The 11827-nt window shown below is 45.6% G+C and carries 6 protein-coding genes and 1 pseudogene; 5 read left to right on the top strand and 2 right to left on the bottom strand.

Annotated features, from left to right (window positions below):
* The 5 genes and pseudogenes from HU824_RS17815 to HU824_RS17795 form a co-directional block, all read left to right on the top strand.
* Window positions 1-173, top strand: a pseudogene (locus tag HU824_RS17815) (site-specific integrase); the annotation flags it as partial.
* A gap of 437 nt (window positions 174-610) precedes the next feature.
* Window positions 611-3655 carry a cell surface protein gene (locus tag HU824_RS17810; RefSeq protein ID WP_176469575.1) on the top strand — a complete coding sequence of 1015 codons (3045 nt, stop codon included), beginning with the start codon at window positions 611-613 and terminating at the stop codon, window positions 3653-3655.
* Window positions 3656-4016: 361 nt separating this feature from the next.
* Window positions 4017-4232: a hypothetical protein gene (locus HU824_RS17805; RefSeq protein ID WP_176469574.1), complete on the top strand. Its 216-nt coding sequence runs from the start codon at window positions 4017-4019 to the stop codon at window positions 4230-4232.
* Window positions 4233-4392: 160 nt separating this feature from the next.
* On the top strand, window positions 4393-6858 hold the full coding sequence (gene priA / locus HU824_RS17800; protein WP_176469573.1) for a primosomal protein N': 2466 nt from the start codon (window positions 4393-4395) through the stop codon (window positions 6856-6858).
* A gap of 21 nt (window positions 6859-6879) precedes the next feature.
* Window positions 6880-7344 carry a low molecular weight protein-tyrosine-phosphatase gene (locus HU824_RS17795; RefSeq protein WP_148356449.1) on the top strand — a complete coding sequence of 155 codons (465 nt, stop codon included), beginning with the start codon at window positions 6880-6882 and terminating at the stop codon, window positions 7342-7344.
* A 266-nt stretch (window positions 7345-7610) separates the two neighbouring features.
* Here the strand turns inward: HU824_RS17795 and HU824_RS17790 are convergent, their stop codons facing one another.
* On the bottom strand, window positions 7611-7952 hold the full coding sequence (locus HU824_RS17790; protein ID WP_176469572.1) for a hypothetical protein: 342 nt from the start codon (window positions 7950-7952) through the stop codon (window positions 7611-7613).
* 89 nt (window positions 7953-8041) lie between these two features.
* Entirely contained in the window at window positions 8042-11341 is a 3300-nt protein-coding gene (locus HU824_RS17785) for a hypothetical protein (RefSeq protein WP_176469571.1), read from the bottom strand.
* Window positions 11342-11827 lie beyond the last annotated feature (486 nt).

Raw genomic sequence — 11827 nt, 5'->3', positions numbered from 1 at the left:
GGGCCACAATGGCTTACCACTGCGAGATACATCCCGGAATCATATCCGAAGCCATGGGACACTCCTCCATCACGGTGACGGAAACCTATCTGAAGCCTTTCAGCAACAGGAAGATTGACGAGGCCAATCAAAGGGTAATTTCTTTTGTAAGAAGCGGAGCGTGCATAGTATAAAAGACGTTACTTCATTTTAATACGACAGAATAGGTTTGTCGCACATTTTCCGGAATCTTCAAACAGTGGTTTGAGGAACGGGGAGGTGTTGCCCTTAAGGAGCCCCCATCTAATCTGTCAACAGGCTGTCATTCAGCATCTTGAACCAAAGGACATGCGCTTTCATTTTTTGGAATCCTCATTTCATCACCTTCCCACTGTCACTTTTTCCGACTTCCAATCCTCTTTCCGATATCCCAACGGACTGATTTTCACCATTCAGGACAAAAACCGCCTGTTCTCTCCTTGTCGACTGATTATTAATGAAATTAACAGGATTTCATTACCTGCGAAGTAACGGAAAAAATCATATAATCAACAGCTATGTGAAAGGGATTCAAAATGGGAAATTATTCACTTTTTATTTTTTTTAATTTATAAATTTAAAGTTTTCAATTATGAACAAAAAGTTTCTAAGTGTGACCCTGTTCAGTGCCTTGATGATAGGTGCGACAGGAACGTTTACGTCTTGTAAGGACTACGATGACGACATCAAGAACTTGCAGGAACAAATCGACGGTCAAAATGGTCTGAGTGCCAAGATTACCGCTGTAGAGAGCTCAATCAGCAATTTGCAGTCTGCACAAAGTGGTTTGCAGAGTGAAATCGCTGTTGCAAAAGACGAGGCTTCAAAGGCTGCCCTTGCAGCACAAGAAGCAGCTATTGCTGCCGCAAAGGCTGAATTGGAAAAAGTCAAAGCCGAGTTGCAAGAGGCTGACAAAGCCGGTATAGCAGTAATAGAAGAAAAGCTGGCTGAAGTTTCAGGTAGAATCCAGGCTTTGGAGCAGTTCAAAACTACTACTGAAGCGACATTGGAAAAATTGGCTGCAGCAGATGTAGCTTTGCAGAACAGCATCACTGCCTTGAAAGCTGATGTCGCTGCCAATGCAGAACAGATTGGTAAGAACAAAGCTGCCATCGAAGCACAGATTGCCGCTTTGGATGCTTATAAAGGAACCAACGATGCTGCCATTGCCGCCTTAAAGACTGATTTGGAAAAATTGCAAGCCGGTGAGTTGACAGAAGAAATGGCTGCAAAGATTGCAGCACAGGTAACAGAAGTTGTAGGCGCTAAATTAGACTTGATTTCTGCTGCATTCAGTAAAGCCGTTACTCATGTAGAATTGGTGTCTTATTCATTCGGCGGCAAATCTGACCAGATTATTGAAGGTAGTCCTTCCATAATGGATTTGCGTACTGCTGAAGCTGTAGAAGACCGTGTGTTTGGTAAAGGCAGCTCCGACGAAGTAGAGGCGAATTCTTACGATATCCTTAATCAAAAAGAGTTCAAGAAAGGTGAAAGAGCATTCATCAGCGATTCTGTATTGATTCGCGTGTCACCGGCTAATGCCACCTTGACCGAAGGACAGATTTCATTTGTCAATTCTGCACTGGGCAATCTGGATGAACTGGTGACTGTTGAGAAAGTGGAGCAGTTCAAAGGCACAGTAACCAGAGGCGTGTCTTCTAATGGTCTGTGGAAAGTCGTATTCAAGTTGAACAAGGATAACTATACAGAAGAGAATTTGCTGAAAGCTGCAAAGTTCGACTATAAGAGCGGCAACGCTGAAGACGAACCGGTGAAGAAACTGAAGGATATTCTCTACGCAGTAGCAGTAACAGACAAACCGGGCGACGTGGAACGTAGTGTGACAACCGGTTATGAATTGACACTGGGTTCTGTATATACACCGCAGTATGAACTGAAATTCAAGGTCAACGACAAGGAAGTGAATGATTTGCGTAACCGTTTCCAATATGCTGAAGATGGAACTTTAACTGCTGATGCAAGCAAAAAGCTGTTCTATGACTATAAATGGAATCTTGATAGAAACGGAAACCGTGTAGAGATAGACGGTTCTTATGTATCTATTGATGCTAGTTATAGATATGACAACTGGAGGGACCAAGACCTTTGGATAGGTGGCGATAACCGTGACAGTAAAGGTTCTAGCAACTCTTTCTTCTCTACAAAAGTGGGTGAAAAATTCACTGTAGAATTGGACTATGGCACAGAAGAGATCAGCGGTATCTATGGTTTCTATGTAGTGCTCGATGAACTGCGTGCCGTAGAAAGTGCTCCGTCTGAAATCACTGCATGGAACTCTTATGAGGCAGATATCGAAGGACTGAATACAATTACGACAAACCGTAAGATTGAAATGTCTATCAATGCAGAGAAGGCTGATGGTGACATTATCGGTTTCCGCGTATATGCAGTAAATAATGACGGTTCTTTGGTTGACCCGGACGGTAAGGCATTCTATGTAGCAGTAGGCGATATCGATGCTATGACTACTACGCTGACGGCTGATTACGTACCGGTATGGAATGCTCCTACAAGTAGCTATGATAGTACAATTGAGATTGATTTGGACGAAGAACTTCTGAAACTGTTTGAAAATAAATATGGTGATTACAAGGAAGGCAACTTGATAGTTGACACGGAGAATAATCCGACTGACACTGGCGCATTCCAGAAATCATTCAATAGACAAACAGGCAAGCTGGAAATTACATTGCTCAATTCATTGGATAAGTACGAGGACAATGGTACTTATAAGATGTATTTCAACTTCACAAACGATAAGAGTGTGATAGTTAAGAAAGTTGCTATTGAAATAACCAAGAAGATGCCTGAATTCCCCGCTGCATTCTCTGCTAAGGCTAACCAGCTTGACAAGGACGGTGCAAAGGTTGTTAAAATAACAGCTGGCAACTGGAGTAGTAATCCTATCCATAATCTGGGTACAGCATTCAATGGCATTTCTAATCCTGATAACAGTATCATCGACTTTAACTACACATTCACTTGTGCAGAGAAGCAAATTGTATTTAACTCTAATTGGGGCTACAATTTGAATAGATATGGATTCTATCTGGATGTAAACAATGACAAAGAAAAAGCCGCTGCTCTGTTTTCTCATGCAGGCAATAAACTGCCAGAAGGAACACTTTACGATGTAGCCGTATCTTATACTTACCAGAGTGTATCTTCCGAATCGGCAGACAACTCTTACACTGTAAAAGCTCCGGCTGCCCAGAACTTCAAACTGAGACTCGTATGTGATGAAATCTTTACCGCTGAGTGGAAGAACTGGACACCGAATAAGGTAGCTAAGACCGAGAACTTGAACTATAGTTCTAAGACTCCAACAACGTTTACTCTTGCTAGCATTCTGAAGTTCAAGAAAGGCACTGCAGACTATACGACTCCTTTCAGTGCAACAGAAATCAAAGACTGCCACTTGGCTTCCAACGGGGTGAACGATGAATACTTCACCGTAAGTTTTGATGCCGAGAGTCAATCATTCATGTTTACTTCACTGCAGAGCCAGAACCCGCCGATGAAAGACGTGACTGCAACATTGAAGTTCACAATGGTAGACTACTTCGGACACGAAACAGAGGTTGAGTTCCCGTATTTCGTTGTTAAGCCGTAAAACGAAGCTGATTTTCCGACCTAAATCACCATAGTGTGATAATTCCTCGAGCAGGGAAAGAATTTACCTCAAAAAGCAGGTAGTTCTTTCCCTGCTTCTCTTTATCCTGAAGCGAAATTGAATTATCAATTTAAGGAACATCCGCACTTCACCCCCTTCACCTTTCCCCTCAATCCCCCTATTCATCGGCTTTTCCGGTGAAACTTCTTTTCTCCGCACTACCGTATCCCACCGGTGTTTCCGCAACAGTCATGCGGATAACGAATAGACTTTGAGCGAGTTCTAACCGGTTATATATCAGCGAATAACTACTGCAAAGAAACTAAAACCATTTTGCAGTGGCACTGCAAACATACATGCAGTGACGCTGCAACTACTTTGCAGTGACGCTGCAACTGCTTTGCAGTGGCGCTGCAACAGCTTTGCAGTAGCGCTGCAACACCTTTGCAGCAATTTACATCCCATTGCTGTAAAGCAGACAGCAATCCGGCAATTCCTGTGCCCTCATCCCTCGGTCGGAAAGCAGGGACATGGCAAAACCGGTTTCACCGAAAAAGCCGATGAACAGGGAGATTGAGAGAGAAGGTGAAGGAGATGAAGAACTCCGGCCTGCTCTCTAACATAGAGAAATCCGTACTTATAGAAGTGCCCCCTCATTCAGCCACCCTGTTCTCGGCATAAAAAATGCCTCCGTTCATTTCATTCTCCCTCCACTTTCCACTATCTTTGTCCCCACGATGAAAAAGTTTGCCGACGTCATATTGCCTTTGCCTCTGCACAGCTGCTTCACCTACTCCCTGCCCGACAAGTGGGCAGATGAAGTGCAGACCGGTTGTCGGGTGGTAGTACCATTCGGACGGAAGAAATATTATACAGCCATCGTACGCAACGTGCATTATTACGCCCCCACCGAATACGAAGTAAAGGAAGTGTCCGCTTTGCTGGATGCCCGTCCGCTACTACTTCCACGGCAGTTCAAGTTCTGGGAATGGCTCTCCGACTACTACCTCTGCACGCAAGGAGACGTCTATAAGGCCGCCCTGCCCTCCGGTCTGAAGCTGGAAAGCGAAACAATCGTAGAGTACAACCCCGATTTCGAGTCCGACGTCCGCCTGCCGGAGAAGGAGCAGAGGATACTGGATATGCTCTCTGCCGACCCGGAGCAATGCGTGACGAAACTGGAGAAAGAGACCGGCATCAAGAACATACTTTCCGTCATCAAGTCACTGCTCAACAAAGAGGCCATCTTCGTAAAGGAAGAACTGCGCCGTACCTATAAGCCCAAGACTGAAACCCGCGTACGCCTCACCGCCGCTGCGCGCAACGAACACCGCCTGCACATCTTCTTCGACGAATTGCAGCGCCGTGCCCCCAAGCAACTGGACCTGCTGATGAAATACCTGGAACTCTCCGGCTACCTCGGCGGGCGAGATCTAAAAGAAGTCTCCAAAGCCGAACTGCTGCGGCGCACCTCTGCCACCCCTGCCGTATTCAACGGTCTTGTAGACCGTGGTGTATTCGAAGTCTACCAGCAGGAAATAGGCCGCATAGATAAAGCGCTCCTCAAGGATGTCGTCCCCGTCAATCCGCTGAACGAGCACCAGCAACGCGCCTATCACTCCATTCTGGAGAGTTTCCAAAGCAAGAACGTTTGCCTGCTGCATGGCGTCACGGCAAGCGGCAAGACAGAAGTCTATATTCATCTGATAGAAGAAACCATCCTGCAAGGAAAACAAGTACTCTATCTTCTGCCCGAAATAGCTCTCACTACACAAATCACAGAGCGCCTGCAACGTGTTTTCGGTTCCCGTCTGGGCATCTATCACTCCAAGTTCCCCGATGCCGAACGGGTGGAAATCTGGCAGAAGCAACTGTCGGAAGCAGACTATGACATCATTCTCGGCGTCCGCTCCTCCGTCTTTCTTCCTTTCCGCAACCTCGGCCTCGTGATTGTGGACGAGGAGCATGAGAACACCTATAAGCAGCAAGACCCTGCCCCCCGCTATCATGCCCGCAATGCCGCCATCGTGCTCGCCTCCATGTATGGTGCCAAAACCCTGCTGGGCACGGCCACTCCTTCTGTAGAGACTTGGAATAATGCCACATCCGGCAAGTACGGGCTGGTAGAGCTGAAAGAACGCTATAAAGAGATACAGCTGCCGGAGATTATCCCCGTAGACATCAAGGAACTGCACCGCAAGAAGATGATGAACGGCCCGTTCTCTCCGTTGCTCCTGCGGTATGTCCGCGAAGCGTTGGAACAAAAAGAACAGGTCATTCTTTTTCAGAACCGCCGCGGCTTCGCACCCATGATAGAGTGCAACACCTGCGGCTGGGTACCGAAATGCAAGAACTGCGACGTCAGTCTGACCTACCATAAGGGACTGAACCAGCTGACCTGCCACTACTGTGGCTACACCTATCAGCTGCCCCGCGTCTGCCCTGCCTGCGAGGGCACTGACCTGCGCAACCGCGGCTTCGGCACGGAGAAGATAGAAGATGACATCAAAGCCCTCTTTCCCGACGCCCGCGTAGCCCGTATGGACTTGGACACCACCCGCACCCGTACCGCCTACGAGCGCATCATCTCCGATTTCCAGCAAGGCAAGACGGACATCCTGATAGGCACGCAAATGGTGTCCAAGGGTCTGGACTTCGACCACGTCAGCATTGTGGGCATTCTCAATGCCGACACCATGCTGAACTATCCCGACTTCCGCGCCTACGAACGTGCCTTCCAGCTGATGGCACAGGTGGCGGGACGCGCCGGGAGGAAGAACAAGCGAGGCAGGGTGATACTGCAAACCAAAAGCATCGACCACCCCATCATCCCGCAAGTCATTGCCAACGATTACGAAGCCATGGTAGGCGGGCAGCTTGCCGAACGCCAGATGTTCCACTACCCGCCCTACTACCGCCTGGTGTACGTCTACCTGAAAAACCGGAACGAGACCCTGCTCGACCTCATGGCACAGACTATGGCCGCCAAGCTCCGCACCGTCTTTGGCCGCCGTGTGCTGGGACCGGACAAACCTCCCGTAGCCCGCATACAAACCTTGTTCATCCGAAAGATTGTCTTGAAGATAGAAACCAATGCCCCGATGGCACGTGCCCGTGAACTGCTCGTCCAGGTGCAAAAGGAGATGGTGGCTGAAGACCGCTTCAAGTCGCTGATAGTGTATTATGATGTAGATCCGATGTAAACAACTTGTAACTAAAGAAATATGAAGAAGAAGATACTTTTCGTTTGCCTGGGCAATATTTGCCGTTCCTCCTCGGCAGAGGGAGTCATGAAACGTCTGGTAGAAGAAGCCGGGCGTGAGGATGAATTCTTAATCGATTCTGCAGGCATTCTGTCCTATCACCAGGGCGAACTGCCGGACAGCCGGATGCGTGCCCATGCTGCCCGCCGTGGATACAATCTGACGCATCTTTCGCGCCCCGTACGTACCGAGGATTTTTACAACTTCGACCTGATTATCGGCATGGACGACCGCAACATCGACGACCTGAAAGACCGCGCCCCTTCAACCGCCGAATGGAGCAAGATACACCGCATGACGGAATACTGTACAAAGTTTACCCATGCCGACCATGTACCGGACCCCTATTACGGCGGTTCCGAAGGTTTTGAGTATGTGCTGGACATTCTGGAGGATGCTTGTGCGGGGTTGCTGCAGAGCATTTAATCCAGCGGCATCACATGATACAGTGTCCCCTGCCGTGATCTCCAGTCGGAACCTAGGGCGGTTCAATTATCCGTATCAGGCATTATAGGAGAGTGCTGTTAATGCGATGTACCATCGTGATTATTGGGTTTACACGCAAATATAAGGAGAATATCACGATAATCAGATTACGATTATTATTGGAAACATGTGGCTGACTGTCATATGAAGTGGCTATTCTTTTCCCCATTCAAAGAATAGAAGAATAGCAATAGCCATTTCTTGTCTTAATCTTGATATTCAATTTCTTCGCCAAAAGCTTGACGTTTCATATTATGTTCATTGCGATAGAGTTTACCATTGCGCAGATAATAATAATTAAAGTAACCGGCAAACTCAATAGTGGCATACTTTAGTGTATCTCCTTGATTATAGGCTCTCCATGTACCCTCATACGAGCTGGAATCATCATATTGAATCAGAGTGGAGGAGTCTGCTCGAAGGTCGAATAGGATACCGGTTTCAGTGATGAATTTACCCGGAAAAGGATGTGCAGCTGCTGACTTCTTACATGAGAAAAAGCAGATGAGTGGAATTGACACGATTAAAATGAATAGTATTTTCTTCATATCTGATATTTATAAATGAAAGATTGAAAAAAGGACGCCCTGCAAGAGGACGTCCTTTTTATTAAATTATATCAAGAATCTCTTCTCAATTATTTAGTCGGTGTACCGACAGCCTTCTTAACGATGACTTTCAGGTCATTCTTGCTCAATACACCCCACTTGTAGTTGACATTTACAGTCAGGAACATGTTGTAGTCAACGTTAACAGGAGTACCGTTATTGTTGAAGTATGCCAAGTGAGTCGGGTCAGCCTTAGTCTCTGTAGCAGTAGACTTCGGTGATGTTTCAACCCAGTTCATCATCTTCAACGAAGCGTTGGTCGGCAACTTACCATCAGTAACACCATCCTTGTGTTCGTAAGTGTTGGTAGTATCGTTCCATGTCAAGCTTGTAGTAGTCTTTTCAGTCAAGAACTTAACTTCACGTACAGCATAGTAGTCATACAATGCATGTGCATAAGCACCTCTATCTCCCTTAACGTTTTCAGCAGCCACCGGATAGTTGTTCCAATCAGTGAATGTGAAGTTCTCAGCTACGCTCAAGAAGCTACCGTCAACTTCAGCATCAATAAAGTTATCGCTGATAGAGCCGTCGATAGTCAACGGGTTGATGAAGTGTACTTCAAATTCTTGAACCGGAATAACGTTGAATTCGTTGTATGCAACAACCAACTTCACGGGAACTTCCTTGCCAATCAGTTTAAGAGCGGCCGGAGTACCGTTCAAGTTGTCTTTCTCATGCAGACGGATGATACTTGAACATTCGTTGTTACCACTCATCAGAGTTTCGTCATAGTTCCAAGGCAAGTTCTTCTTGTTTTCTGCAGCATCAGCGCCCATCAGGTTGTTGATTGTAGCAGCAAGATTATCAACTTGAACATAATCGTAGATACCGGCATCATTCATACCGATGTTCTTGTTCTCACCCTTTTCAGTATCAACCGGAGTAGTACCTGCCTGAGCAGAAGACCACAACTGTGTTCCATCTTTGCTTACAGAGAAGCCCTTCAAGTAGTCATAGTTGGCCAGTTTATCCTTGTCGAAGATGAACTTAACTTCTGCACATCCGCGGATATATTGGATGAATTGAGCCAAGTTAGCCGGTTTCTCTTTAGTCGTAGCGTTAACGAAACCATTAACCAAGTCAGCTTCGATGTGGCTATAGTCGGCCAATTGACAACCGTCGGCAGTGCCCGGATATACGTGCGAATCTTTTTGTGTTCCACCGTCATTTGCAGTAGCGTAAACAATCGGGTTCACATTGAAGATGCCTTCACCCACACCATTCTTCCAGTATGTACCTTGATATGCAAAGTTCTGAGTAGGAGCGATAATGGTCTGCTTGAATGTCTGCTTAATGTCACCATTCAAACCTGCGTTATCAATGTATTTAACGTCGATTTCGAATGTAGAAGCATAAGTCTTAGTAGATGCATTGTAAGCCAATGTACCAACAGTCTTCGGATTCATAGCCCAAACCAAGTTGTAAGACGTATTGTCTTCAGCATCCTGCAACAGAGCAAATACGAGATCTTTCTTATTGTCAATCATCTCAGCACCGTCTTTGCCAACTTTGTCAGAGCCTTCAATCCAGTCTGTAGCAACTTTAGAAATAGCCAATTTAGACAAATCTACCTTCTTGCCGTCTTTTCTCAGTTCAATAATCTCCATCTCTTTATAGATGCTGTGGAACTGAGTCTTACTCATACTCTGACCACCGTCGAACTTAACCATATGATAGATTTTCTCGTTCATTTCCTTAGAGAACAACTGCTGGAACATATCCTTGCAAGTTACAGTGTCGTTCGGGAATGTGATAGCAGCGATAGTCTGGTCTTTTTCACCGGTCCAACGAATCTTGATGTAACGTACAGCAATCATGTTGCCATTATTCTTGTCCCACAATTCAGCACGAATGATAGGTTCGCGACCGATTGAAGTCTTGGAATATTCATTATCACCCAACTCTACGTCGTAAACTTCAGACTTCAGAGTATAGCCGTCAGACAAGATACGACCGAATTCTTGTTCGTCAGTCTTGCGGTCACCTTGCAGATACTTAGCTTTTGCCAAAGCAAAACGGAACTCCAGACCATAGTCGGCGTAGTTCGTCAATTCCTTGTGAGAAGCGTGTTGTTTGTCAGTATAAGTATAGCATACAGTAACCAACGTTCTCAAGTCAAGTGGACTGTCATATGACTGCTTAACATCAACCAATTGTTCGTTGCCTGATTTATACAAGCAGAGAGAGTCATGATAGTGAACGTATTTACCATCCTGCATTTCGTCTGCAAAATCAGTCGTGAAGTCCTTCGTGAAGTCAATCTTCTTGTTAGCTAAATAAGGATATACAGTAGATTCTTCGATACGGCTGTATTCGGAATTTACAAATACGTCTTTACCAGCTTCTTTCTCAGCATCTGTCAGGTTTTTGTCAGCAATAGGAGTCTTCAGAGAAGCCATCCAGAACTTTTCAAGTTTACCTTCACCGTGAGCGCTACCGGTTGTGCCGATGCTCTTGCCTACGTAATCTGCATTCTTCTTATAAAGAACAGTCATTACACCGTCTTTTACATCGTAGTCTACAACTTCGAGAGGCTTGTTCTGAGAAAGTTCAGGAGCACTCTTCGTTACATTCTGAGACATGAAACATTCAAACAGCGGTTTCTTGACATCTTCTTTCATTACACCGATGCTCGGGCTAATTTTGTAGCTTACCTCATTCTTTTCGGTAGAAATGCTGAGTGCTTTTGCGCCTTTCACAGCAGTGTGGTCCAGAACCGGACGATTTGTGTGTTTAGACGGATCTGCAGCGTGATCAGCGTAATTCTTAACTGCAAAAACCTGCGGTGTATACGTCAATGTCAGCAGTTCAATTGAAGGAATGCCGTTGATGTGCGTAGTCGGAATCAGCGTAAGGCTAGTCAATCGGTGACCAATCAAAGCCATAACTTTAACACTCAAAGTTTCGACCTCCGTAGCCAATTTCTTCAAATCAGCTTCAGAAATAAACTCACTTGCCAGACTTTCCTTCAGTTCTTTGATTTTAGCGTCAACAGTTGCCAAAGAAGCCAACTTGTCAATTTGGTCTTGCAGTTCTTTCTTCAGAGCTTTCAAGTCGTCATCAGAAACACCACCTTCTGCCGAACCGGCCTTGTCCAGAGCTTCCTGAGCTTTGGCCTTGGCTTCGTTAGCAGCGTTTTTGGCTTCATCTACAGCTGCCTGCAAAGTAGCAACTTTTGCATTCAGGTCATCAATCGAAGCTTTCTTGTCCAGTTGTTCCTGCAAGTTCTTGATGTCGTCATCATAGTCCTTACAAGACGTGAACGTTCCTGTCGCACCTATCATCAAGGCACTGAACAGGGTCACACTTAGAAACTTTTTGTTCATAATTGAAAAACTTTAAATTTATAAATTTAAAAAAATAAAAAGTGAATAATTTCCCATTTCCGGCATTCCTTTTCCCACAATGCTTTTTGTTAAAAAATTCCGTTACTTCGCAGGTAATGAAATCCTGTTAATTTCATTAATAATCAGTAGACAAGGAGAGAACAGGCGGGTTTTGTCCTGAATGGTGAAAATCAGTCCGTTGGGATATCGGAAAGAAGATTGGAAGTCGGGAAAAGTGACAGTGGGAAAGTGATGAAATGAGGCTTCCAGAGAATGAAAGCGCATGCTTTTTGGGTTCAAGATACTGAATGACAGCCTGTTGACAGATTAGATGGGGGCTCCTTAAGGGCAACACCTCCCCGTTCCTCAAACCACTGTTTGAAGATTCCGGAAAATGTGCGACAGATCTATTCTATCCTATCAAAAGAAGTAACGTCTTTTATACAGTACACGCTCCGCTTCTTACAAAAGAAATTACCCTCTGGT

Origin of the sequence: Bacteroides sp. L10-4 (assembly GCF_013373675.1) — a bacterium.
GTDB lineage: Bacteria > Bacteroidota > Bacteroidia > Bacteroidales > Bacteroidaceae > Bacteroides > Bacteroides muris.
Note: the sequence above shows the minus strand (reverse complement) of the source record. Positions and strands in the feature narration are given on the sequence as shown.